Consider the following 26,389-nt stretch of genomic DNA (forward strand, 5'->3'; position numbering starts at 1 on the left):
GAAATTGATAACTTATAGTTCAACACCATCAGTCTCAACTAACCGAGCCGCTAATCCACTGTGGCGCTCCGTTGGCGTCAGAATAGCTGACAGCAGGATATTTTCATTAGCAAATAGCGTAAGCTTTTGGCGCGCACGAGTAATGGCGGTATACACTAGCTCTCGACTCAGCAAAGGTGAAAACGTATCCGGTAATACCAGCACCGTATGCTCAAACTCCGAGCCCTGAGATTTATGCACCGTCATCACATAAGCCGTTTCACAAGCGGGTAAACGACTGGGCTGTACTGCCTTAATCGAACCATCCGGCAGCTGAAAACAGACGCGCATTTCCCCTTCATCGTTACGCAGAGCGATACCGATATCACCGTTGTATAGCCCCAAGGCGCTATCATTTCGGCTAACCATCACAGGCCGTCCCGGATACCATAACCCGCCGCTTTCCGTCGATTTCTCAATTAACCGCTTACTTAACAGCATCTGTTCGATGCGCGTATTGAGTCCATCAATACCAAAAGGTCCGCTGCGCAACGCACACAGCAAACGAAAACGGTTAAACGATGCCAGAATTTGCTGTGGATCGCCGCCCTTTACCTGAGCTAAATAATCGCGATAACCTTCAACACAGGTTTCCAACAGTTGTAAATAATCATCCACGCTGCTCACCGGCAACCAAGCTAAATCCGCATAGTTCTGAGCAAAGCATTGCATTGCACCCTGCCCATCCCCTCGGTTAACCGCAAATGCCAATTGACCAATACCAGAGTGTTGATGGAACCGATAACTTTTCTTCAACAGGCACAAATTGTCCCTTATCGCCACGGCCTGAGGGAATGTGCTGGCTGCAATATCATATCCAGTCAACCGCGACAGTTCTTCCGCCCTCTGCTGGCTGTAGCCCTGTTCAGCAAAGCGACAAATATCCCCTAAAACCGCCCCGGCTTCTACCGATGCCAGTTGATCGCGATCGCCCAATAAAATAAACCGGGCCTGTTCAGGTAAAGCAGCTATCAGACGTGCCATCATCGGTAAATCCACCATCGACGCTTCATCAACAATTAGCACATCAAGATGTAACGGATTATCTTTATGATGTCGCAGGTGACGGCTATTCGGTTGCACCCCAAGTAAACGGTGTAACGTTGACGCTTCAACCGGCATCTGTTGGCGCTGGCTAGGCGTTAACGGCAAACTCTGAATCGCCTGCCCTAAAGATTCCGTTAAACGCGCTGCCGCTTTACCGGTGGGTGCCGCTAATGCAATACGCAGTCTGGATTCACCGGCAAGCTGAAGTAATACCGCCAATAAACGCGCTACCGTGGTAGTTTTACCGGTTCCTGGTCCACCAGAAATCACCGATAATTGCCGGGTAGCCGCAACCGCCGCCGCCACTTTTTGCCAGTCGGTCTCTGTGGGATCAAATGGAAAGAGCTGGTCCAACGCCTGCTTTAGCCCTTCTGGATAACTCACCGCAGCGTCATTACTCTGCCGCAGAAAGAAAGCGGCAATTTGCCCTTCATCACGCCACATACGCTGTAAATATAGGCGTTCCCCCTGTAATACCAGCGGGGTTGGCTGATAGCCATCGCTAACGGCGGATGAACGTTCAAGGGTGGAGATAAGATCGGTCAATCGCGGATTACCCGCCTTAAGCCAAATCTCCGCCGCCAGCTCCCCGTGGCGTCCATCAAATAAACTTCGCTCATCAAGGGTGCTCAACGACAAACAAACGTGCCCTGCCCCGGCTTGTGCGCTGAGTTTAGCCACTAACAGCGCCAGACAAGGATCATCCGTCGCTAACAAACGAGCAAGCTGAATATCCAGCGGACGAAAAACGGCAAGCTCAACCGCTTTCTGTAACAGGCTAAACATCAGGCTCTCCTTCTCCGGCAAACAGGCGATCGAGTCCATCAACCAGTTCCCACTCCGGACGACAGTGAAAAACACCCTGTCCGGGCTTATTCGGTTCAACACCGCGTAAAAACAGATAAAACACCCCGCCAAAATGGCGTTGGTAATCATAATTCGCAATGCGATGACGTAAGTAGCGGTGCAGCGCCAGCGAATACAGTTGATACTGTAGATCGTAACGATGTTCACACATCGCATTAGCCATAGCCTGCTGAGTATAAAACTCGCCGCTCTCTCCCAACCAATTGGATTTGTAATCCAGCAAGTAATAGCGCCCTTGCCAGCAAAAAACCAGGTCGATAAATCCTTTCAACATGCCCCGAACCTGACGGAAGTTCAATGCAGGGCAGTTGGCTGACAGCGGGTCATACCGTTTCACTAACGTATCCAAACTCTCAGCCTGCAACATAGGGCCAATGGGTAAGTAAAACTGTAACTCGGCTTGACGAGCATTGGCCTCAATAGCCTTCAGGCAGATCCCCTGTTCATCCAGCGGCGTACTGACAATGGTTTCCAGCCACTGCTGTAACACCGGCGTCCATCGTTCATCCAGCCCTTGCAACAATACTTGCTCGCTCAGCTTTAGCTCATCAATCGGCTGAGAAAAATCGGTTTCTTCTAATAAATCATGCAGGAAAGTACCCGGAGCCGCACCTTTAGGAAAAGAGTGAGGCGTCATGGTATCTAGCTGAGCGTTACCCTTCTCACCCGCTGCATCAGTATCAAAGCGCGGTAATAGCTCATAATGATGGGAGGAACCTTGCTGCTGCAAGCCTGAATAGCTGGTAACGCGCCAGCTATTCTGTCGCTGCCCACTAAAGGTACGAGCCGCCAATGTCTCTGGCAGCATAATACTATCCTGCCACTGGGCGGTATCATCTATCTCGGCGGGGTAAACCTTAATGCCGTGGTTTTGCACCAGTTCACGTAACGACTCTGATAATAAAGTGGCATCGCCAGCCTGACCTTTTTGCAGCAGATAGCCGATAGCACTATGATGCAAATCAGAATTGCCCAAGCGTCGATTACCGGAATAAATTGGCGTTACGCCAATACTGCAATGATAAACCGAGCGCGTCAGTGCCACATACAGTAGACGTAAATCTTCCGCTAACCGCTCTTCTTCAGCCAGCGTCTGCGACTCTTCACTCTCACTCAGATCCAAGACCGCAGAGAATGTCTCTCGGTCGTGATACAACCCCTGACTTTGCTTGCGAAAACCGCAGATAAACGGTAGCCAGACCAGCGGATACTCCAATCCTTTCGATTTATGTATGGTGACAACCTTGACCAGATTACGATCGCTTTCCAAACGCAGTTGCTGGCTATCCGCCCGATCGTTAGGTTGAGTAATCTGCTGCGCCAACCAACGAACCAGTGAGTGCTCGCTTTCCAGCTTTAATGACGCTTCCTGCAACAGCTCACCAATGTGCATAATATCGGTTAACCGGCGCTCACCACCCAAGGTGACCAACAGATTTTCTGCCAGCTTACGCTTAGACATCAGCTCACGCAGCATCGGCAGTACGCCGCGTTTTAACCACAGCTGGCGGTAAGCACTAAACTCCTCCACCAGCACATCCCACTGGCGCTCATCCTGATTAATGGCATCAATCTGCCGAGCATCCATCCCCAGTAAGCTACTGGCTAACGCACTGCGTAACGCTCGCTCTTTTTCCGGCGTTAGCACCGCCTGTAGCAACCACAAAATCTCTCTGGCTTCTGGCGTGGTGAAAACGCTTTCGCGATTGGATAAATAAACCGACGGTATCGCCAACGCACTCAGTGCATCACGAACTATCGCCGCTTCTTTCCCGGTACGCACCAGAATAGCAATATCAGCGGCAGTTACCGGGCGACGTTCCTTAGCACTCACTAACCAGCCGCGCTGCTGCTGACCGGCCGTTAGCCAATCGCGGATTTGCGCCGCACAACGACGCGCCATAACCTGCTGATATTCGCTTTGCCCCGAGCCTTCTCCCGACTGCAACCAAAGCGACATTGCCGGTTGATTTACGCCGTCAAACTCAAAACTCAAGGAACGATTTTTCTCCGCCGGTTTTACCGTCAGAAAAGGAATTTGTTCAAAAATAAATGGCGCGGATAGGCGCTGAAACAGACAATTAACCGTATCCACCATCTGAGCAGAAGAACGCCAGTTGGTCTCCATCGTGTAGTGACTGCTCACCTGATTACGCGCCTGCATATAGGTAAAAATATCCGCACCGCGAAACGCATAGATGGCCTGTTTGGGGTCACCAATCAGTAATAAACCGGTATCCTGACGACCGCCGTATAACTTATGAAAAATACGGTACTGCTGTGGATCGGTATCCTGAAACTCATCAATCATTGCCACCGGATAGCGTTGGCGTATGGCATTAGCCAGCGCTTCTGCCTCCGGGCGCTGTAATGCCATATCCAACCGGCTGAGTAAGTCATCGAACCCCATTTCCGCCCGCTGACGTTTCTCTTGTTGAACCGACTGACGCACTTCGCTTAAGGCCTTCGCCAGAATCAGATCCCGTAAGGTGAGTGGCTCGGAATACAGCAGGTCTATCGCAGTAAATAACGGATGAACCGGGACTTCACCTTTCTTGGTCTTTTGCTCGAGAATCGACTGACGAAAGTTATTTAACTCTTTCGGCAGTTTATAATCCTGAATCTCTTCCTCTACCCACACGCCCACTTTCTGTAGCCAGTTAGGCAAGTTTTTGGAACTATAGCTGCGTTTATCCACCCCGGAGCCGCTAATTAGCGCTTCCAGATCCGCCGCATGCTCTCGCCAAAGCTGTTTCAACGCTTCAATGCGCTCAATAATTTGCTGATGGCGTTGCAGAATATCATCCTGCGAAGGGGGCTGGCGCAGTTTAGGCGCCTCACCGTGTAGGTAAGGCGTAATATCCGCCAACAAACGTTCCGGGCCAGTCCATTCTGCACTAATCACCTGAGCAACGGGCAAAGGTAATGGATAACAATGTCGCCGCCAGAAATCAGCCACCGCCTGACGCCGTAAGGGAAGCTCATCTTCAATCAGTGACTGCTCAAACAGTACGCCAGACTCAAAAGCATTATGGCTCAACATACGCTGACAAAAGCCATGAATGGTAAAAATAGCCGCTTCATCCATCTGGCGTTCTGCCGCCAATAACAGAGCCGTCGCCGTGGCTTTGTTGGGTAATTCAGCTAATAGTTGATTCAGCAATGGATCGTGGCTTTCATTGCGGATACAGGCAATACGCAGCTGATGGATGTTATCCCGAATACGATTACGCAATTCTTCCGTTGCCGCTTCAGTAAACGTCACCACCAAAATTTCTTCAACCGATAACGGCCTTGGGTAAGCAGCCTCTTGCCCTAATCCCAATAGCAAACGCAAATAGAGCGCCGCCAGAGTATAGGTTTTTCCCGTACCTGCCGACGCTTCAATCAAACGCTCCCCAAACAGCGGGAGCGATAGCGGATCTAAAGCCAAAGGCTGCTGAGACATTACTTCTGAACCTGTACCGGCAGAGTTTTCTGTAGCGATGAAGCGTCTTTATACACGGTCCAGCCTTCAGGTTTAGCATAGTCAGTTTTCAGTTCGCTCTGCCCCATAATTTGGGAAAGAACCGATAAACCTTTACGCTCCATCACCGCCTGTTTGAAGAATAACTGGATATCGCTGCGGGTCAGGGCTTTCACCTGTTCCAATACCTTCTTACGGGTATCAAACCGGTCGTTGCCACGATTAAAATCATTCGTGTAGTAGCCCGCTTCTTCATCCAGCGTTTGTGGTCGCTGTTCCAATTGATTGATCAGCGCCTGACGATACTGATTAAAATCCTCATCCTTCAGCTCAGATAGCTTCTTGTCCGCCATCTGATAGAAGTTCTGATAGCGTTTTTCCAAATAAGCCGGCGTCTGATTATTACTTTGCAGCAAGAAACCAACGCCCCACTGGCGACCCACGGTCATCGGGAAGGCAAAAACCGCATAACCCAGTTGTTCCTCGGTTCTCAGCTGATTATAGAACCATGGTTGAATAATTTGGCTCAGCAGATTACTGCGTGCCATACCCTGAACTTCATCATATCCGGTCGGAATATAGATGGCGCCTAAAGCAGAGTCCGTACTACTCCCCGGCTTCATCAGGTTTGCCTGCTGTGTTTTCTCAACCACAACATTCTGACCGTGCCACCAGCCTGGACCACGACAGCCCAGCTGTTTACTAATATTTAGCGCCAGCTCTTTTACCTGCTCTGGAGTCATATTGCCAATCGCAAACATCTCTGGCGAACTGTTTTCCAGCAGTTGATTACGGTATTGAATAATATCCTGAACGGAAATTCCCGCCATCAGTTGACGTCGTTCTGCCCGCTCACTGTAGGGAACCTGAGAGATAGCCCGCACTGGCTGTAGAGCCAGCTCAAAAGCTTTACCCTTTTCCGCCGCATCCATCTGCTGCTGATACCAAGATTTAGCCTGCTTAAGCTGGTCGTCCGTCACGGTAAAGCCACGGTATTGTTCTAAAAACGCTTGGGTTAACTGCGGTATCCGCTGGGTAAAACCGCTCACGGTAAACTGCAATCCGTTATTAGAAGAAGAGGAGAAACTCAGTCCGCCCACCGACGCTTGATAGCTGATTTGCGCTAAAGCCTGCCCCGCTAAATAATCGGTTAAGGCAAACATCACCTGATTACGCGCCGAGTCTTGAGCCTTAGCGTTACGCAAAGCCAGTATAATATTGGCCTTCGGTTCATCAGCAAAATACTGGCTAGGCACATACCAGGCGCGCACGTTGTGTTCATTCAACACCAGAGCAGGTACGACGTCCGAGGCTTTATTTTCGGCGATCTGTTTAAAATCATCAGGAATATACGGGTTCAGCTTTGGTAAACTCAGATCCAAACCTTTCTCTTCCGATACCCAATCCGCGATTTGTTTTTCACTAATACGATCGACCTGATAAGGCGCATCAACAAAATAGGCGGTTTTATTGTGGGGCTCATTCGGGCTGATAAACCAAATACGTGCGGCCTGCGGCGTCATTTGATCCAAACGGGCAGCAATCGCTTTGGGATCGTAGCGATCCGCCAGATAATCCGAATCCAGAATATTCTGTACCGGGATATTGAGCATGGTATCGGATAACCACTCGACATAATCCATATCCCGCGTCATGGATGGATAACGGAAATCCAGATTCAACACATGGGCAATTTCATCAAAATACTCTTGGCGAATGCCTTCATGACGAATCATTTTCAGGTAGTCAAAAATCGCAGCAATCACTTTATCGCGATTAGCCAATCCCTTATCGGTCAGCGAAACGCCAATGCTCAATACGCCACCATTGCGATCGATGACCGGGTTTACGCCAGCACCGATGCTATCGGCCAAACCTTGTTTACGCAGCCAATCTGACAGCGTATTTTCACTACGGTTACCAATCAGATAGCTGATATAGGTGTCGGTTTTACTGCGAAATTCGGCAATATTATTGTCAATGCGAAACTCAATACGCAGTTGTTTGGTTGGCTGAGCAGGGACATAGTGAATAATTAATCCTTTCTCTTTGTCCGTTGCCGCAGGAACAGTAATCGGTGGTACGCTGGCATGGTTATTACCAATACGACCAAACGTCTCCGCCGCCAGTTTAGCCAAATCGTTAATCGACTGATTACCATATAGCACGCCAACCATCAGGTTGGCCGAATAATAACGATGATAAAACGCCGTCAGTTCATCATGTAATTTACTGCCGGGCTTATCTTTTAGCGTTTCCAGATTACCGCCAGAAAAACGAGAGGTCGGGTGAGCCGGATTTAACGTTTCCGAACCCACTTGCCCCATACGCATACCATCACGAGAACGCGCCATTGTCAGTTCGGCATTGACTGCATTACGTTCACGATCGGCATAGACCGGATCCAACAGCGGTTGTGCAATGGCATCCGCCAAGCGATCAACCGCTGGAGCCAGCGCATCGTTCTCGACTTCAAGATAAAACGCGGTGCGATAAGACGCGGTACTGGCATTATGGCTACCGCCATGCTTTTTCAGAAATTCAGAAATGCTGTCCGGTTCGGGATAACGTTTTGATCCCATTAACACCATGTGTTCCAGATAGTGCGCCAAACCAAGCTGGCTATCCGGATCTTCAAGGGAGCCAACTGGCAATGCTAACGCCGCCAAAGATTTACTGGCCAGATTATCTGACACCAGCAATACGGTCATGCCGTTATCCAACTTAATCGCCTGATATTCGCGAGTATCTTTTTCACTTTTTTGAATTTTCTCAGGTAGCGGCTGCCATCCCTGACTGGCAAACGCTGTCGTCGTCCAACAAGACAGAATAAATATGGCGCCAATGGCATTGGCAAACAGCTTACGCATTGAATTTCCTTCTGGAATAACTGAATAACATCACTGATTAATAATAACGAATACACACCACGTTATAGCGGTTGCCTCACATGATGAGACACAACTTTTCTTAATCGACTGTCCATCTAACCCACTGTTGGACAGTCCTGCTGTCTGGGGTTCACTTTTTTAAGCAGATTTTTCCAACCGCCGCTGCATCAGAACCAATAAATAAGGTTCACTATCGGTAATAATTTGCTGATAACGCGAGTCGTCCATCAGCCGAAAGAGCCGCATAAGATAAGGGTCATCACCCTCTCCACGGAGCTGAGGACTCCCTTGCCATGCCTGAATTAGCTTTTGTCTGGCTTTCTGTTGGCTGGCTTCATCCCAACAAATTTGGGCTGTCGTCGCATCATAGCAACTTTCCAGCCAGGCCCATGCGCTTTTTGGTAATAGTAGCAATGGTGAGCTTAAACCGTGAATATATCCCTGTAGCCAAAATGAAAAATGTTTCTTGGCTTCATCAACAGGTAACCAGGCAAAACGCCATTCAGAACCGTCTCGCCCATACATTCGACTTTCACCCTGACCTCCGCTGATACAATAGATCAAATGATCCAACCATAAACTGATACCATCAAGCACCGTTAATTTAGCCGGACGCCAGCGCAGCAGGCCATCTGGCTGAACCTGATGCAACCAGCCGCTCACGTCGATATCATCAATCGATATTTCAACCTCAACGCTTTGAGAAGGCAGTTTATGTTGTTTCACCCGCTCAGCCAACTGAGTCATTTCCTCGGTTTGCCCTTGCCAAAACAGTTCGCCGAAAGCACCAAACGGTAGTTCACCCGCCGCACGAGATCGGCTATAGAGCTCAAGCGGATCCTGATCTTCAATCAAACGATTAAGCAACAGCATATTCAGTTGATAACGCTGCAGGTTTTCCACCAGAAACGGTTCTTCATCGGGTAGTTCAGTTTCATCCATGGAGAAACTAACGTTTAAACGCTGCTGGAAAAACGCCCGCACCGGATGGCGATAAAAACGTCGAATGTCATCCAGTTCAATTCGGTTCAGCGTCAGCGGTTCCAACATGGCGCTAAACTCTCCATGGGCGATCCCTTGACGCCCTGCTGCCGGCAACCATTCGCTGGCATAACTCTGCTGTTCACTGCCGTTAACAAAATTCTGCTCACTGAAGGGGACACGAGGGTGATAACACAATAATTGTTGATACACGGCGGCAGCGCTTTGCTCCAAATCACTGGATTCATCACCGGGTAACACGTGACTTTGTGCAATGTACTCCAGCAATTCCGTCACCAATACCGACGGATATCGCTGGCTATTGTCCTGAATCGACTGACCAATAAAGCTGATGTATAACTTCTGCTGTGCTGATAACAGCGCTTCCAGAAACAGGTAACGGTCATCATCCCGCCGGCTGCGATCGCCTTTTACTGGCTTAGCGGCCATCAAGTCAAAGCCGAGCGGCGGCAGTGTACGAGGATAAATACCGTCATTCATGCCCAGCAGACACACCACTTTAAACGGAATTGAACGCATGGGCATCAGCGTACAAAAATTGATTGAACCCGCTAAAAAACGCTGACTGATTCGTTCACTATCCAGTCGGGCAGCCAGTTCATCTTTCAACACCGTTAGCGGCACTTCATCAATATAATTGGCGTTAAGACCGAAGCCAATTTGCTTCTGCCACTGCTGCTCGATCAGCGCCAGCACCGGCTCAGTCTCCAAATCGGTAACAAAGAAGGCGTCGATTAACTCACGACAAAACGGTAACCACTCGGTCAAGGTGTGAGACTCCATCAGGCGTTGACGCCAAATGGAGAGTTGCATTAACAGCTCAGACAGTTGACCGGCCAATACCGCAATCAACCCGCTGGATTCATCATAAGGCAGTATTCCCTGATAATCACCGCTCTGGCTATCCATGGCATAGCCCAACAACATACGAGTCAGGCCAAACCGCCAGGTATGCTGGCCGGTAGGCGGTAGCCCAAGATCGCTGACCATATCATCATCTAATCCCCAGCGAACGCCGGCATCTTCAACCCACTGCCGCAAAATACGTAGTCCATCCTCATCGATCTGAAAACGCATGGCTAAAGCCGGCACTTCCAATAGCGTCAGGATATCCTCCGCGGTGAAGCGGCTTTCCGGTAAATCTAACAGGGATAAAAATGCGGTTAAAACCGGGTGAGCCTGACTGGCGCTACGGTCAGAAATAGCATAGGGCAAATAGCGCTCTGGCGGAGCATTACCAAATACCGCTTCAATATAGGGAGTATAGTTGTCGATATCTGCCACCATGACAATAATATCGCGCAGGGTTAAGGTAGGATCATCATCCAACATCGCCAATAGCCGATCGTAAAGCACTTCAACTTCACGCTGGGCGCTATGGCAAACATGAGTACTGATGGAACGATCCTGAGGATTCAACGGCTGCTTATCCCGACTGTCTAACGGTGAGTCAGGGCTGTTCACAATCAGCGCGCGATCATCAAGCTGTAGGATATCGTGTTGAATACGATGGAGCAGGCTATCCTGTTCCATATCAACAAAAGCATCCACTTCCTGCATTTTATCCAGCTGAGCCAGCAAATACAGATTGTCCCGCCCCAGCTTTCCCCAACTGGCCAGCAGCGGGTTACTTAGCTGCTGATTACCCAACTCATCAAACAGCTTATCGGCACCCTCAGGCTGACGAAATAGCGCAACGTCATGGCCGTTTTCTACCTGACGACGTTTGCGCGCCTGAAGCTTAGCCAGAAAAGCGTAATCCTGAATATCTCCCCAATAGTAACGACAAGGATTGGTAAACATCAGGTGAATATCAATATGCTGCCCTAACGCCTGTAGCGCCTGCAAATAGACTGGCGGTAGCGCCGATATGCCACAGATAAATACCCGGGAAGGAAGCTCAGCAGGCGAGAAATCAGGCCGATTCAATGCATCAATAAAACGCTGGTAAAGGTTTGCCCGGTGCCAGCCCGGCTGCTGTAGTTCTTCAGTATAATCAATCAGTGCACGCCAGAGCGGTGCTTGCCAAACCTGAGATTCATCCAACCCATCGACTAATTCATGCTGCTCCCAGCGTCGCAGCCATTCTGGTCGATACACCAAATACTGGTCAAACAGGTCAGCAATCCGTCCGGCCAGCTGATGGCGCTTGCGCATGTTCTCATCATCACTCAAATAGCCTGACAACGCCGCGAACTCAGGTAACCCTAGCATAGGAGGCAGCAGCCACATTAGCTTCCAGGTCATGGCATCTTTGCTAAAGGCACTTTCCTGTGGAATACCCGGCAGCACTTTGGTAAACATCTGCCAGATAAACGAAGCCGGCAATGGAAACTCAATATTGGCTGCGATACCCAACTCAGAGGCGAGTTCAATCTGTAGCCATTGCGCCATGCCGTGGCTTTGCACCAAAATAATTTCTGCTTCAAAAGGATTGGCTAACGGTTTACCCGCAATCAACGCGGTGGTCAGCGTTTTCAGCAGATCAAGCTGATTGGAATGGTAAACCGTAAACATTCAGACTCCTGAGGTGAGATAATCGTCAACATTAGCTAACAGCGGTGCTAATAATATGACCGTAAGTAATTTTCAATCTTCTTACCAGTACTGTAAAGCAAATAGGCCACATCGGTTTGCATTATAGCGTCTGGCAGCTTAATGATAACTAAACCATAGCACGAACGATGACTTTTCCATGAATGACACCTGTTACATTAATCTGGTACATCTTCGCACTATGTTATTTGCAGCCCTTAACGACCAGATGAGATTCAAATAACTTCGATCGCTGTCGAATAATTTAATGTCCAATCACTGTTTATTTCTCTCGCTAAGAGGTATCAAACATGAGCCAACTATTTACCCCGATAAATCTGGGCCCAGTCACTTTACCCAACCGTATTATTATTGCCCCCATGTGCCAATACTCGGCCATTGATGGTCAGGCAACGGAATGGCATACCATTCATCTTGGGCAGTTAGCTTTTTCTGGAGCCGGACTGTTAATTGTTGAGGCAACAGCGGTCGAACCCGAGGGGCGCATTTCGCCAAACGATCTTGGCTTATGGGATGATAAAACCGAACAGGCGCTGGCAACCACAATTCAGGCAGTAAAAAAATATTCAACCATGCCCCTTGCCATTCAACTAGCCCATGCCGGTCGTAAAGCCTCCATGCCCGCGCCGTGGCAACCCGGCCCGGCGGTCACGCCAGAGCATGGCGGTTGGCAACCAGTAGCGCCATCGGCCATTCCATATGATAACAATTCCGCCCAGCCTCTGGAGCTAACCACAGAAAGAATTGAGTCGATTATTGCGTCATTTGCCCACTCGGCCAAACGGGCAGATAAATTGGGTTTTGATGTGATAGAAGTCCATGCCGCCCATGGCTATTTGCTGCACGAGTTTTTATCACCAATCTCTAATCATCGCCAGGACATGTACGGTGGCTCACTGGACAACCGCATGCGCCTAACGCTGGCGGTTTTCTCTGCGATACGTAAAGTATTCCCTGCTCATAAATCCGTTGGCGTTCGCATCTCCGCCAGTGATTGGGTAGAAAATGGCTGGGACTTGGCGCAATCCCTTGAGCTTTGCTATCAATTGAAAAAGCTGGGATGCGATTACATTCACGTCTCCAGCGGCGGATTGTCCGCTCAACAACATATTCCTGTCAGCCCTAATTATCAGGTGCCTTTTGCTCGCCGCATTAAAGAAGAGGTTGGGATGCCAACCATTGCCGTAGGTTTGATCACTGAACCCGAACAGGCAGAAGCCATCGTGGCCACCGGAGAGGCTGATATGGTCGCTCTGGCGCGAGGTATTCTGTATAACCCACGCTGGCCATGGCATGCAGCGGCAGAACTGGGTGCCCAGATTAGCGCGCCTAAACAGTACTGGCGTTCTCAGCCGCACCGGATTAAAAACCTCTTTCTGCCGGATTAATGCCATCATCTGCCATTAATGACCAAAGGTAGGCCATATCGCTATGGTTTACCTTTAACGCAGCCCTAATCACAAAACCATCTATCCAGTACCGCCTCTATTTTGCCCGGAGCAGTCACCCGCACCGTCACTTTATTACAGCCGTTAACCATCGGGGTGATCTGGGTATTTAATTGCCAATGCCCCTTATCCAGTCGGGAATCATTTTCAATCTTAGCCGGATAAATATCCAAAGCCTGCGCCGCCAACCGCCATGCAGACTGGCTATCAGCATAGTGGCTGAATTGTGCCGTCAGCACTTGCTGGTATTTTAATAACCCCAGAATAGTGATAGAAAACAGCACCATCGCAACCAGCACTTCAATTAAACTAAAGCCCGCCTGTGATGAGAATAAGGTCGGCCTTAAGGTTGGCATTCTACGGCCGTTTTCAGCGGACAAAAATCGATGCGCCCATAGGGCAACGGCTTAAGCTTGATTTCAAGCGAGGGAATATTGCCCGGCTTCACCTCCGCTAGCTGAAACAGCGTCAGCGGTAACGGATGCGCTCCTCCACGGCCCTCACCTCGCAACAAAACCTGGCTATCACTAAGCTGTTTGGCACAGGAAGTTAGACCAATGTTTTCCAAACGACGACACTGCCAATTAGCATTTAAACCGATCCAGGGTTGAGCCAGCCCCCAAGACAAGGAGGAAACAGCCTGATAGTAAGCCCGAAAATAACGCCGTTCGTCAGCATAGATTCTGACCTGAGTAGTCAGTTGTCCATTTAACCCTTTCAACATTAGCGTGCCAAAAAGCATTAAGAGCATCACCATCACAATGGTGCTGTAGCCCTGTTGCCGTTTCAAATCCTCTTGCCTGTGTTTCGACATATCAATGCCTCTCCCTGACACGCGATGTCAAACGACGCGTTAACGCAGGCCAGCGCTTCCAATGCCCCGCTAACGTAATGATAAAATACCCCGATGCATCCGCAGGAGAAGCGTCAGGCAAACGATCTTGTGCCACTCGCTCGATCAAAAATTGCGTAATAACTATCTCAGCCGGATCCAATAGCTTTTCCCAACCGCTACCGTGACAGTTCTCCGTTCCCCGAGCCTGTTCAACGGTGCCATTAAGCCAGCGATAGGCAAACTGCTCTGCCATAGCGGATTCTGGCGGATCAATAACGCCGTTATGGTTAAGATCGTATTGAACAATCATGCAGGAGTTCGGCTCAGACTGAGTATGGGCACTCAACCGGATTCCATTACTCTCCTTCCCGTTCCCATCCCCCAGCAGAAAACCGGCTCGACGCATATCTTTTTCCACCATCAACAACACCTGTCGCATTGACTGTTCCAGTCGATATAACCGATACAGACTCATGCTCTGGCGCTGTAACTCCGGGTACATCGCTGCCACACTGACCATCATCATGCTGCTAAACAGCATCGCCAGCAGCATTTCCGGCAGAGAAAAACCGCCCTGTTGATCGTTACAACGCGCTTGAATCAACATGGAACAATTCCCGGTAGATAGGGCTGATGCCCATCAATACTCTCACTACAGCGCCTTAAACGCCCTTTAGCCGAGAGTACCAAACGGACTCGGCCTGCTACATTGGATAACACAATATGGCCGGCACCGGCGGTATTGCGCAGGCCATAAAACCCCAGACCAATCTCGGATTGATTAAGCGCTATCTCAAACGAATTATCCGGCAGCAGAAAAATCAGGCCAATATCAGAAGCGCATTCTGAACCAGATGCAGATTGGCCGGCACGGAGACAATAGCGATTCCCCCGCCTTCCCAGCGTTAACAGATAGGTTTGATTGTGCCAGTTCGCGGCGGACTGAGTTCGGGATAAAAAAGCCAGCAACCCGGCGCTGGTCTGTTCCAACAGAATCCGTTGCCGATAGCCTTGCCAGCTATTAATACCGCTGGTGGAGAGGATCGCCATAATGGCGATCACAAAAAGTATTTCCATTAGGGTCATGCCACGCTGTCCGTCAGAGAGATTTGATTTCATACTCAAACCCTAACCAAAGAACCAACCAATAGGCAGACCAGAAAAAATGTTATGAGGCGAATTACCCGCTGATTTTATGTAACGCGATCTTTGTTACATCACTTTGCGGGCAGAGAGGCAAAAATCAACCCATTGCAGCCGCTTCAACGGGGTTTAAAGGGTGCCAGCGGCTTACCCTGCTTATCAATATATCCCCACAGGCCGCCAACCATGGCGGTGTGCTCGCCATCGGGCTGAGGCTGACACCCGGAACATACCAGCGCCCGGCCATTTTCAAACGACCAGCCAAAATCATAGTCGGCGGGAATAACCTGTTCAAAGCGACGGTTAAAGTAGCCTATCTTACCGTTAACTCTGGAACGAACTAGCCCTTCAGCAAACCCATCAGGGCCATTATCGAAAATAATCACTTCCAAAGCACGGCCATCAGGTTTGACATAATAGGCTGACTTATCCATATAGATATCCGTCATACCTTCGCTGTAATCCGCCTTCTTCAGCAACTGCGGAGAAAAATGTAGCTTGCCCTTTTCATCTCGCTGGGCGCAGTTGACCAACGTCGTCAGCTCCATTGTTTGCCGATCCCGGTAGTAACACTTGAGCATATTTGCCTGTTGCGCCACTTGCGCTACGGCAGCCTCTGTTATTAGGCTTCCAGCCAAAAACAACAGAATATTCATTAATCGTTTTTTCATTTCAGCACTTAACACTTAAGCTAAAAAAATCCCCGACTGACTTAGTCAAATCGGGGATTGAATTGTTGATTGAAGCGGTTGAAGATTAAATAGCAACCGGGGCTTTAATGCCCGGGTGAGGGTCATAACCTTCAATATCAAAATCATCAAACTGGTAGTCAAAAATTGACTCAGGCTTACGCTTGATAATCAACTTAGGTAAAGCGCGCGGTTCGCGACTAAGCTGTAAAGCGGTCTGTTCCATATGGTTCATATACAAATGCGTATCGCCACCGGTCCAGACGAAATCGCCCACTTCCAGATTACACTGCTGAGCCATCATATGAACCAGTAAAGCATAGCTGGCAATATTAAACGGCAGGCCAAGGAACACATCACACGAACGCTGATACAGCTGACATGAGAGTTTTCCATCCGCCACATAAAACTGGAAAAATGCATGGCAAGGCGCCAGTGCCATCTGATCCAGCTCACCCACGTTCCACGCAGAAACTATAATGCGGCGAGAGTCAGGATCCTGCTTCAGTTGCTCAACCACTTTAGTGATCTGATCGATCTGGCGACCGTCAGCGGCACCCCAGGCGCGCCATTGCTTACCATAAACTGGCCCTAAATCACCATTATCATCTGCCCACTCATCCCATATAGAGACATTGTTTTCATGCAGATAGGCAATATTGGTTTCGCCCTTTAGAAACCATAGCAATTCATGAATAATCGAGCGCAGATGGCAACGTTTCGTGGTGACCAGCGGGAAACCTTCCTGCAAATTGAAACGCATCTGATGACCAAAGATCGACAGCGTACCGGTACCAGTACGGTCAGATTTATTTGCTCCCTCATCGAGGATTTTTTGCATTAATTCCAGATACTGTTTCATTGTAATCCTATGCCTGTTGTTTTGACGTCTGCGGGCGACGATAGGCCCAAACCATCATTAAAACACCGATAATAATCATTGGTAAAGAGAGCAGTTGCCCCATACTGAATAAACCAAATAGACCCAGCTGAGCATCCGGCTGACGGAAGAATTCAATAATGAAACGGAATGAACCATAACCAATCAGGAATAACCCAGAAACGCTGCCAGCAGGGCGTGGCTTACGGATAAACAGGTTTAAGATCAGGAATAAAACGATTCCTTCCAGACACATCTCATATAGCTGGGACATATGACGAGGCAGCATGCCATCTTGCATATACGGCGCCCACTGAGGATTCTGTTCCACAAACTGTAGATCGGCAGCTCTGGATGTTGGGAAGCGCATTGCCCAAGAGAAATCCGTCACCCGCCCCCACAATTCACCGTTAATAAAGTTACCTAAACGCCCAACGCCAAGTCCAAACGGAATTAACGGTGCCATAAAGTCCGACACCTGAAAAAAAGTACGTTTAGTTCGACGGGCAAACCACAGCATTACCGCAATAACACCTAACAAACCGCCGTGGAAAGACATCCCGCCTTCCCATACCTTGAACAGATAAAGCGGGTTAGCCAGAAAACTTGAGAAATCATAAAACAGCACGTAGCCCAAACGACCACCGATGAACACGCCGAGGAAACCGGTATACAACAGGCTTTCAACTTCGTCTTTCGTCCAGCCACTATTCGGCTGCTTAGCGCGGTAATTTGCCAACCACAGGGCAAAAATAAAGCCGATCAGGTACATCATGCCATACCAGCGGAGTGATAACGGCAATGTGGGTTCTAAAGAGAAGATAACCGGATCAAATTTGGGAAATTCGAGAAAGCTAGAGTTCATCACTCACCATAATATGATTTAAATGTTGAATTGGGGATTAAACTGGCTCAATGCTCACGCAATGATGAAGCACGAATGATGCAATCATACCATAGCAATACAAACGTTGATCGGCATAAGTAGATGTATTCACACTCCTTTACCTTTTCAGACATCTGTTGACAAACGGCCGAGTTCCCTACTACATCGCTAAAATTATTTAACCTCACCGTAGTGAGGTTAATATTTTAGACTATTTTTCATTCTCGCCACTCAAGTACCATCCCTTTTTACGCCGATAAGGCGAATGGACTTTCTGTGACTTCACTTCCTGCAAAAGCATGACGATAGGTGAAAACTCTTTCATTACGCGTCGATAAACATCGCGTTTAAAAGAGACAACCTGACGAACCGGATACCAGTAGCTAACCCAGCGCCAACCATCAAACTCCGGCGTACCACTGCGCTGCATATTAATATCTGCTTCACTGCTCAACAGTTGTAACAAAAACCATTTTTGCTTTTGACCAATACAAACGGGCTTGGTATCCCAACGCACCAAACGTTTAGGTAACTTATATCGTAACCAGTTTCTGGTATAACCAAGGATGCGCACATCTTTCCGGCTCAATCCGACTTCTTCGAAAAGTTCACGGTACATTGCTTGCTCTGGCGTCTCTCCGGGGTTGATCCCCCCTTGAGGAAACTGCCATGAATGCTGACCAAAACGTCTGGCCCACAACACTTGCCCCTGCTTATTACAAATTACGATACCAACATTCGGGCGGTAGCCATCATCATCGATCACTGGACTACCTCAAGTAAGCATAAATCTTTTAGATAGGCTGATTGTTTCATACAACTTACAAGCGGTAAACCTCCGCGTCACTTCTCTGCAATAAGAATTACGCTGAGAATAACTTGACTTAAAAACAAAAGTTATAAACATTTTTTTACCACAATAACGATCTTATGCACTTTAACTGTGGATATCCATGTGAAGAACCCGATAACAATATGGGTAGAACCCTAAATAACTTTTATTTCCGCCTGATTCAAAAACCAATATTAATTCATTATAATCAATATATTAAATAAAAACCCTTGAATGACTCGTCACTTTTTATGTGAGTTGGATCTCTTTATGGATCCTTCGTGAACAAAAAGTGTTCACCGTTGATTTTATCCACAGGCAATGATAAAAAGTTGACCAGATCGTTGACCTGAGCGCAAAAAAAGGGTTTCGTCAAGGCTGTAAATTGAACCAGTGATCGCTATTTTTTAAGTTATCCAAGAAATCTGTGGATAACCTAGTGTAAGATCCTGTTCACTGTCGGTGGCTTATCGTATATAAAGATCTATACTGCGGTGAACGGCAATGAATAAAATAAGTAAATAACGTGTCAAATCATGATATTAAATAACTTATCCTCATCTTTCTTCCTACTGATAAGTAGGTCGAATAATATTGTCTAAATTTAGAACAGTTAATAATGGATCCCATCATGTATAACCAGCCACTACCTCTTAACATTCCAAACAGCGAGCAAGAGCTTTATCAACGCGCTCTGGCACTGGCTGGCTATACCATGAAAGAATTGGCTGATGCTGCCGCTATGCCCATCCCAAACGATCTAAAACGGGATAAAGGCTGGGTAGGTATGCTGTTGGAGCGTTATCTCGGTGCCAGTGCCGGTAGTAAACCAGAACAAGACTTCCCCCATCTCGGGGTAGAATTAAAAACCATTCCGGTTAATGCACAAGGGAAACCGCTGGAGACAACCTTTGTCTGTGTAGCCCCACTCACCGGTAATGTGGGTGTTACCTGGGAGAACAGCCACCTGCGTAAAAAGCTGCGTCGTGTGCTGTGGGTACCAGTGGAGGGAGAAAGAAGTAAACCTTTGGCTCAACGTCGTATCGGTACCGCGCTATTATGGAGTCCCGATAGTCATGAAGAGCAACAGCTCAGACATGATTGGGAAGAACTGATGGATTTAATTGTATTAGGTAAAGTGGAATCGATAACCGCCCGACATGGTGAAGTCTTACAAATTCGCCCAAAAGCCGCAAATAGTCGCGCATTAACTGAAGCCGTAGGAGAATTCGGTCAACCGATTACCACTCTGCCACGCGGGTTCTATTTGAAAAAAGCATTTACCGGAGCCTTATTAGCTAAGCACTTTCAAATATAGCTAATGACAGTGATCAATAAAGCTATTCCGCTCGTCGCCAACATTGAGCACAGCCAAAAACCTCATGGTGAATAGTCAGAAGAGCCTTTCGGCTCTTCTCTATCATGATCATACTGATTAATTATTTTTGGATCTTATCAACTGAACAATCCATAGACTGCTGATTGAGACAGCCAATAATCCACCAAAGACACAGCCCAGCACCACAGGTGGCATCCCCGCTTTAACCGCCAATGTATACAGGCCAAGCATCAGCAGCATTGCGGTATTTTCACCAAAGTTCTGTACGGCTACCGCATTACCTGCCCCGACCGTTTGCTTACCGCGATCCTGTAATAACGTATTCAGCGGGACAATAAAGAACCCCCCGAATATCCCCACCACCATCAGAATCACATAAGAAAACGCCAGACTTCCCTGCAATACAAACACAATCACCCCAATTCCCAGCAAAATACCTGCGGGAATACAGCGACTGACAGTTTTTAGCGTAATCCATTTGGCCGCTGCCGCTGCACCAATCACAATACCAACGGCTACCATGGCATTAAGCATGGTTGGCGTTAGCAAGCCTTCAATATGTAATGCCACCGGTACCCAGATAATCAGCAGAAAACGCAGCGTGATCCCCGCTCCCCAAAACAGGCTGGTCCCCACCAAAGACATGCGGGTACCCTCATCGCGCCACAGCACGACACAAGAGTGAGCAAAGCGCCCGACCATCTGCTTCAAATTCCAAGGCACACCGGGGCGAGCCGCCTGTAGTTTGGGAATATAGCAGTTAGCGACCACTGCGCCGGCATACACCGCACAACACACCCCTAATGCCAGATAAGGGCTGATATCAACCAACCAGCCACCCACCAGTGACCCCACCAGAATCGCCGCCAGCGTTGAAGCCTCAATCAACCCATTGGCTTTAACTAATTGATCACCATGGGTTATCTCACCCAAAATACCGTACTTAGCGGGGGAATAAGCCGTCGCACCAATGCCCACTAAGGTATATCCAAAGAAAGGATCCAGACCGCCAATAATGATCGCCGCACCAAGTAGCTTGATGGCATTGGCAAACATCATCACCCGACCTTTGGAAAAACTGTCGGCAATTTGTCCCACAAACGGAGCCAACACCACATAAGCCACAATAAATAACATTTGCAATGTGGAGTGTGCCCATAACGGATAGGCTTTTTGAATCAGTACGCCGAGGGTGGCAAAAAACAGCGCACTATCACCAAATGCCGAAAGAAACTGTGCGCTGGTGACCGCCACCATACCGCGGCTCAACAGCGGTTTTGGCGTAACATCAATGGTTGTCATACGTGCTCCGCAGGCGCTTCGGCCATTTTACGTAGGGTAACAAAATCCGGTTTACCGCTACCTAAGAGCGGCAAAGATTTAACCACCCGAATATCACGAGGAACGGCCAGACCCGGTAAGCCTAGCTCTTGAGCTGCACGGGACAAAGCATCCCGCGCTAATCCATCAACCGTCGTGAACAACACCAGCGACTCACCTTTAGCCAAATCGCTGCGCACCGTTGCGGCATGCTCAGCCTCCGGTGCCACTTTTTTGGCAATCGCTTCCACGCTCTCCAGCGAAACCATCTCACCGGCGATTTTAGCAAAGCGTTTAACCCGCCCTTTAATGGTGCAAAACCCTTCAGCATCAAAAGAGACGATATCGCCGGTATCGTACCAACCACGCTCCATCACACCTTGCTGATTCTCTGCTTCGGGTACTTCCAACACGCCCGGATTCTCAACCCGTAAATAGCCCTTCATCACGTTAGGACCTTGCACCTGCAAACGTCCGCCATCCTCAATTCCCGGCACGGAAATCAGACGAGAATGCATGCCCGGCAATAAACGACCCACGGTATGAGATTTCGCCGCCATCGGAACGTTAATCGCAATAACCGGCGCGCACTCCGTTACGCCATAGCCTTCCAAAATACGAATGCCAAACTTCTCTTGCCATAATTCACGCGTAGCCGTTGATAATTTCTCTGCTCCCGCCACCACATAACGCAAACGAGCAAAGTCGTAGGCATGGGCAAAACGCGCATAATTATTGAGGAAAGTTGGGGTACCAAACATCACATTACAGTTTTGGTCATAAACCAGTTCTGGTACCACACGGTAGTGCAATGGGCTGGGATAGAGAAAGATTCGACTACCGGTGATCAGCGGCGTCAGTAACCCTGCGGTCAGGCCAAACGCATGGAACAGCGGTAAGGCCGACATAAACTTATCCTGAGGGGTAAAATCCGCTACGGTACGAATCTGTTCCACGTTAGCCAGCAAACTGTTATGCGAATGAACCACCCCTTTTGGATTACCTTCGGAGCCAGAGGTAAACAGAATCACTGCGGCATCATCCGGGCTTTGCTTCACCATCGCCTGACGAGGGACAAATAGATGCTTAATAATCCACAGCTTATCTTCTCTGGTAACGGTATCTTTCAGGTCTTCAAGAAAATACCATTTAGCGCCAGTCACCTGTTCAGCCAGGTACATCAGCTTTCCCTTCTCCAAAAACTGACGAGAAGTAATAATCGTTTTGACCTGTGCTGCTTTCAGCGCGCTTTCCAGGCCATTTACGCCTGCGGTGTAGTTCAGCATCGCCGGTACCCGCCCGCTTAATGAACAGCCGAAAATGGCGGCGGCGGTAATCGTGGTATTAGGCAATAGCAGGCCAACATGCTCCCCTTGTTCGGTCAGCCGACCAATAATCCGACTAACGCCGAGGGATTTTTTCAGCAGCGCACGGTATGAATCATTCTTCATCGAAATATCGGCAATACAGGTTTTACCAATACCGTAACGCCGGTGTGCCTGTAGCAAGGCTTCAAATAACGTCATGGATTGACGCACCGACATTCGGGCATCCATCATCACCTGATGTAAACGTTCACCCGCCAGTTTGCGGCGCTCAGCAGAACGTTTAGCTTCCGGCATTGGGATCTTGGTGGCGGGTAAAATATGAATGGTTATTTGGGGGAATAAGCGACGTTTGAAAACACCTTTCAGACGGCCAAGAAAACTCAGTTCAGCCCCTTCCAGCCAAATGGGGATCACCGTTGCTTGGGATCTCGCCGCCACAAATGCCGCACCGTCATATATTTTCATTAAAGAACCGGTGACGGTAATACGACCTTCCGGAAAGATTACGATGGGGCGACCGTGCTCAATTTGCCGTACCAAGGTTTTAATCGCCATGGGATTACTCGGATCAAGCGGCACAAAATCGATATAGGGTTTAATTAGCCGCATAAACCAGCGATCCGTCACATTAGTGTAAACGGCGAAAACCGGTTTAATCGGCAAAAACAGGCCGAGCAGAATGCCATCAATAAAAGAAAGATGGTTTGGCGTTATCATCAAACGCTCATGATGGAAACTGGAGAGATCGCCTGAGACACGAACACGGAAACAGAGGCGACAAATAAAACGCAAAACTTGATAAACCATCAACTAGCTCCCTATGATAACGCTTTTATGCGTTGATACATCCATTTACGGGTTAAGACAACCTATTTCTATCTCGGTTCGTCATTCATTAGCCAACCGGATAAAAAACCAGCAATATCAAAAATTAGCAAAAAAAAACCTACGCATCCGCGTAGGTCGGTGTAATCCAGTAAATGGTTCCGACGTTGCCGCCGGATATTCACCAATAAATACCTCTGGGATCTAAAATCTAGTCCATACCCCACCTTCCAGCCAGTACCAAAAAGCTACATAGCGCGATAAAGTGTAACTAAGCATGTAATTATTGCATTTCATCTCATTTTTTCATCACGCTGATTGCCAATATCCTTTAATTCCGTGAGACTCAACGATGTAAACGTTTTCTTTTCTGGGAGTGAAAGTTAAACATGGCCACAATTAAAGATGTCGCAAAGCTGGCTGGCGTTTCGGTAGCAACCGTCTCCCGAGTCATGAATAACTCTCCCAAGGCTAAAGGCGCTACACGACAAACGGTACTTAGCGCCATGGAAACGCTGCAATATCATCCCAACGCCAATGCCAGATCACTGGCTCGTCAGACCACCGGTTGCCTTGGTCTGATTGTTGCTGATGTATCCGATCCGTTCTTTGGTGCGATGGTCAAAGCCACCGAACAAATTGCGTATGCCAACGGCAGCTTTTTATTGATTGGCAACGGATATCACGACCAACACAGGGAACGTCAAGCCATTGAGCAGCTCATTCGCCACCAATGCTCGGCGTTGGTGGTACATGCTAAAGCCTTAAGCGATGATGAACTGCGCGGATTAATGATGCAGATTCCCGGCATGGTGTTGATTAACCGCAGCATCCCCGGTTTAGAACAGCGCTGTGTTGCACTCGATGATCGATATGGTTCTCATCTGGCCACCCAATACTTAATTCAGCAAGGCCATCGTCATATTGGCCTAATCGGTTCAAATCATAAAATATCCGATGCTAAAGATCGGCTACAGGGCTATCTCGATGCCTTAACCGAACAACAAATTCCAATCAATAACAGGTGCATTGCTTCTGCCTCACCGGATGAAGCCGGCGGTGAAAAAGCGCTGATTGAACTACTGGAAAGGAACCAGCAAATGACGGCGGTGGTCTGTTACAACGACACCATGGCCGCTGGAGCCTTATCAGTACTTAGCGATAACAACATTCAGGTTCCTCAACAGATGTCGCTGATTGGCTTTGATGATGTATTGATTGCCCGCTATCTACGCCCCAGCTTAACCACCTTACGCTATCCAATAATATCGATGGCTCATCAGGCGGCTGAATTGGCACTGGCGCTATCTCAGGGTAAGCCATTACCAGACATCACCCATTTATTTCATCCAACCTTGGTGAAAAGGCATTCGGTAGCCGAATTACCGGCCACGCATTCACACCATTCAATTTAACCTTATCCGTTTAATTCAGGAGCCGCCGTAAGATGTCTCTACTCAATCGCTATTATGTCCTGCGACATGGGCACAGTTTGGCTAATCAGCAAAAAATTATCGTGAGTGATATTCAACACGGCGAACATCGTTACGGTCTGTCACCACTCGGTATTAATCAGGTCACCCATACGCTGGTAAATTGGCCCTTTTCAATACCTGATATGATTTTTCACTCTGACTTTAAACGCACCAGCGAAACCGCTGGCATGGTAGCCGACTATTTTAGTCGCCCATTACAACCGTCTCCGGCACTGCGCGAACGCCATTTTGGTGAGTTTGAACTACAGGATGACGCGTATTACCCGCAGGTTTGGCAATATGATGAGCAACAGCCAGAGCATCAATTTGGAGAGGTGGAATCATTAACGTCGGTCTGCGAACGGGAAATGGCGTTAATCAGCCAGTTGGAACAACAATATTGCCAGCAAAACATTCTGCTGGTAGGCCATGGCGACCCGCTGCAAATCCTACTCAGCCATTTTTTAAACCAGCCGCTCAATCAGCATAGAACGCTGGTGCCATTGGCAACGGCGGAGGTGCGGGCATTGAATCCGGAGTGATGAGACATCAACCTACACCTGCCGTCATCCCTAAGCCAAACGTTGTCATTAAGCCAAAACCTTGGATTCCGGTTTTCACCGGAATGACGGAAAGAAACATTTTCTAAGATATATCGACAATCTTGATATCGTCATCTCCGCAAAAGCGAGGATGACGATAGATGAAAACAGTGTAAACCGTTAGCCACCAAAGCGCGCAAACAGCTCTTTTGCCGCCGCTTCATAGGCCTGCACTTTTAGCGCCATGATTTGTTTCGTATCTTTCGAATCACGATTATAGCGCCCGCTCACTGACGAGCTTTCAAATACTTCCGGGGTAAAGGTCACCCAACGTCCGCTCAGCACGTCAATTAACGCCATACGCAAAACTAAGCGCATATGCTGAGTTTCGTCCGGCAATACGCCGCCAATAAACGGTACCCATGAAACCACTTTAGTCGCTTCATTCTCGGAGCCGCTTTCCAACTGCCCCCAATAGACTAGAATCTTGTCCTGTCCGCCGTTGGCCGCCGTCAGGCGTAACAGTTTAGGATAATCGGTCTGCTTTTCTGGTGCAGCTTCACCACGGTAACCGTAATAGCGAGAATCATTAGGTGGGATACCGGAAAAAACAGCAACAGAGTAATACTGCTTAAGGGCTTTTTGCATTTCAGCATCTGGCGTCATTGCCCCTGACTGAATCAGCAAAATAGAAGAGTCTTTCGGTAGTCTGAAGCTATAGCGCGCATTATTCAGCGCGGTTTTAATATCGGCATCCGTAATGTCCTGCTTCGGCATCGCTCCCAGCACATCCTGATCGCTCAGCTCACCGCGATAAAAAGCATTAGATCCCTTATCCGCATTAGAAATAGAACGTACAGAACAACCGGAAACCACCAGAACACTTAACACAACCAACAACAGCGTTCGCCATTTCCCTGCTATCAGGTCTTTCATTCACTTAATCCTTTAACAATCCACAGTATTATTCATCAATAGA

The 26,389-nt window shown here is 48.4% G+C and carries 19 protein-coding genes; 4 read left to right on the forward strand and 15 right to left on the reverse strand.

Annotated elements, in window-relative coordinates:
• Positions 1 to 12 precede the first annotated feature (12 nt).
• From recD to recC, 4 genes are all read right to left on the reverse strand, one after another.
• Entirely contained in the window at positions 13 to 1,872 is a 1,860-nt protein-coding gene (gene recD / locus EL341_RS13620) for an exodeoxyribonuclease V subunit alpha (protein WP_074821928.1), read from the reverse strand.
• Entirely contained in the window at positions 1,865 to 5,401 is a 3,537-nt protein-coding gene (gene recB, locus EL341_RS13625; RefSeq protein WP_074821925.1) for an exodeoxyribonuclease V subunit beta, read from the reverse strand. The genes recD and recB overlap by 8 nt, the downstream gene beginning before the upstream one ends.
• On the reverse strand, positions 5,401 to 8,289 hold the full coding sequence (gene ptrA / locus EL341_RS13630; protein WP_074821922.1) for a pitrilysin: 2,889 nt from the start codon (positions 8,287 to 8,289) through the stop codon (positions 5,401 to 5,403). The genes recB and ptrA overlap by 1 nt, the downstream gene beginning before the upstream one ends.
• Before the next feature lie 159 nt (positions 8,290 to 8,448).
• Positions 8,449 to 11,829 (reverse strand): exodeoxyribonuclease V subunit gamma, encoded by a 3,381-nt coding sequence (gene recC / locus EL341_RS13635; protein ID WP_126468022.1) that lies wholly within the window; start codon positions 11,827 to 11,829, stop codon positions 8,449 to 8,451.
• A 329-nt stretch (positions 11,830 to 12,158) separates the two neighbouring features.
• Between recC and EL341_RS13640 the strand changes: the two genes are divergently transcribed.
• The gene (locus EL341_RS13640) at positions 12,159 to 13,256 is read left to right on the forward strand and encodes an NADH:flavin oxidoreductase/NADH oxidase (RefSeq protein WP_126468024.1); all 1,098 of its coding nucleotides are present in this window, start codon (positions 12,159 to 12,161) and stop codon (positions 13,254 to 13,256) included.
• Between the two features lie 65 nt (positions 13,257 to 13,321).
• Here the strand turns inward: EL341_RS13640 and EL341_RS13645 are convergent, their stop codons facing one another.
• The 8 genes from EL341_RS13645 to rppH form a co-directional block, all read right to left on the reverse strand.
• Positions 13,322 to 13,672: a type IV pilus modification PilV family protein gene (locus tag EL341_RS13645; protein WP_114986995.1), complete on the reverse strand. Its 351-nt coding sequence runs from the start codon at positions 13,670 to 13,672 to the stop codon at positions 13,322 to 13,324.
• Positions 13,660 to 14,130, reverse strand: a complete 471-nt coding sequence (locus EL341_RS13650; protein WP_126468026.1) for a YgdB family protein — start codon at positions 14,128 to 14,130, stop codon at positions 13,660 to 13,662. The genes EL341_RS13645 and EL341_RS13650 overlap by 13 nt, the downstream gene beginning before the upstream one ends.
• A gap of 1 nt (position 14,131) precedes the next feature.
• Positions 14,132 to 14,758, reverse strand: coding sequence for a prepilin peptidase-dependent protein (locus EL341_RS13655; RefSeq protein ID WP_074821909.1), 627 nt, complete (start codon positions 14,756 to 14,758; stop codon positions 14,132 to 14,134).
• Complete coding sequence (locus tag EL341_RS13660) at positions 14,752 to 15,270, reverse strand: prepilin-type N-terminal cleavage/methylation domain-containing protein (RefSeq protein WP_047781816.1); 519 nt, start codon at positions 15,268 to 15,270, stop codon at positions 14,752 to 14,754. Before EL341_RS13660 ends, EL341_RS13655 begins: the two co-directional genes overlap by 7 nt.
• A 143-nt stretch (positions 15,271 to 15,413) precedes the next feature.
• Positions 15,414 to 15,965: a WG repeat-containing protein gene (locus tag EL341_RS13665; protein ID WP_126468028.1), complete on the reverse strand. Its 552-nt coding sequence runs from the start codon at positions 15,963 to 15,965 to the stop codon at positions 15,414 to 15,416.
• An 85-nt stretch (positions 15,966 to 16,050) separates the two neighbouring features.
• Positions 16,051 to 16,845, reverse strand: a complete 795-nt coding sequence (gene thyA, locus EL341_RS13670; protein WP_047781818.1) for a thymidylate synthase — start codon at positions 16,843 to 16,845, stop codon at positions 16,051 to 16,053.
• 7 nt (positions 16,846 to 16,852) lie between these two features.
• Positions 16,853 to 17,728 carry a prolipoprotein diacylglyceryl transferase gene (gene lgt / locus EL341_RS13675; protein ID WP_047781819.1) on the reverse strand — a complete coding sequence of 292 codons (876 nt, stop codon included), beginning with the start codon at positions 17,726 to 17,728 and terminating at the stop codon, positions 16,853 to 16,855.
• Between the two features lie 232 nt (positions 17,729 to 17,960).
• Positions 17,961 to 18,515: an RNA pyrophosphohydrolase gene (rppH, locus tag EL341_RS13680; protein ID WP_047781820.1), complete on the reverse strand. Its 555-nt coding sequence runs from the start codon at positions 18,513 to 18,515 to the stop codon at positions 17,961 to 17,963.
• Between the two features lie 697 nt (positions 18,516 to 19,212).
• On the opposite strand from rppH, the gene mutH reads away from it, so the two are divergent.
• Positions 19,213 to 19,899, forward strand: a complete 687-nt coding sequence (gene mutH, locus EL341_RS13685; RefSeq protein WP_071845505.1) for a DNA mismatch repair endonuclease MutH — start codon at positions 19,213 to 19,215, stop codon at positions 19,897 to 19,899.
• A gap of 117 nt (positions 19,900 to 20,016) precedes the next feature.
• Here the strand turns inward: mutH and lplT are convergent, their stop codons facing one another.
• Positions 20,017 to 21,222, reverse strand: coding sequence for a lysophospholipid transporter LplT (gene lplT / locus EL341_RS13690; RefSeq protein ID WP_126468030.1), 1,206 nt, complete (start codon positions 21,220 to 21,222; stop codon positions 20,017 to 20,019).
• Positions 21,219 to 23,375: a bifunctional acyl-ACP--phospholipid O-acyltransferase/long-chain-fatty-acid--ACP ligase gene (gene aas, locus EL341_RS13695; RefSeq protein WP_126468032.1), complete on the reverse strand. Its 2,157-nt coding sequence runs from the start codon at positions 23,373 to 23,375 to the stop codon at positions 21,219 to 21,221. Before aas ends, lplT begins: the two co-directional genes overlap by 4 nt.
• 407 nt (positions 23,376 to 23,782) lie before the next feature.
• Between aas and galR the strand changes: the two genes are divergently transcribed.
• A complete protein-coding gene (gene galR / locus EL341_RS13700) occupies positions 23,783 to 24,808 on the forward strand; it encodes an HTH-type transcriptional regulator GalR (RefSeq protein WP_126468034.1) in 1,026 nt (341 codons plus the stop codon).
• A 32-nt stretch (positions 24,809 to 24,840) separates the two neighbouring features.
• Positions 24,841 to 25,410 carry a histidine phosphatase family protein gene (locus EL341_RS13705; RefSeq protein ID WP_047781824.1) on the forward strand — a complete coding sequence of 190 codons (570 nt, stop codon included), beginning with the start codon at positions 24,841 to 24,843 and terminating at the stop codon, positions 25,408 to 25,410.
• Positions 25,411 to 25,590: 180 nt separating this feature from the next.
• On the opposite strand, the gene EL341_RS13710 is transcribed toward EL341_RS13705, so the two are convergent.
• The gene (locus EL341_RS13710; RefSeq protein WP_126468036.1) at positions 25,591 to 26,346 is read right to left on the reverse strand and encodes an aminopeptidase; all 756 of its coding nucleotides are present in this window, start codon (positions 26,344 to 26,346) and stop codon (positions 25,591 to 25,593) included.
• Between the last annotated feature and the right edge of the window lie 43 nt (positions 26,347 to 26,389).

The sequence above is a fragment of the Pragia fontium genome, from assembly GCF_900638655.1.
Classification (GTDB): domain Bacteria; phylum Pseudomonadota; class Gammaproteobacteria; order Enterobacterales; family Enterobacteriaceae; genus Pragia; species Pragia fontium.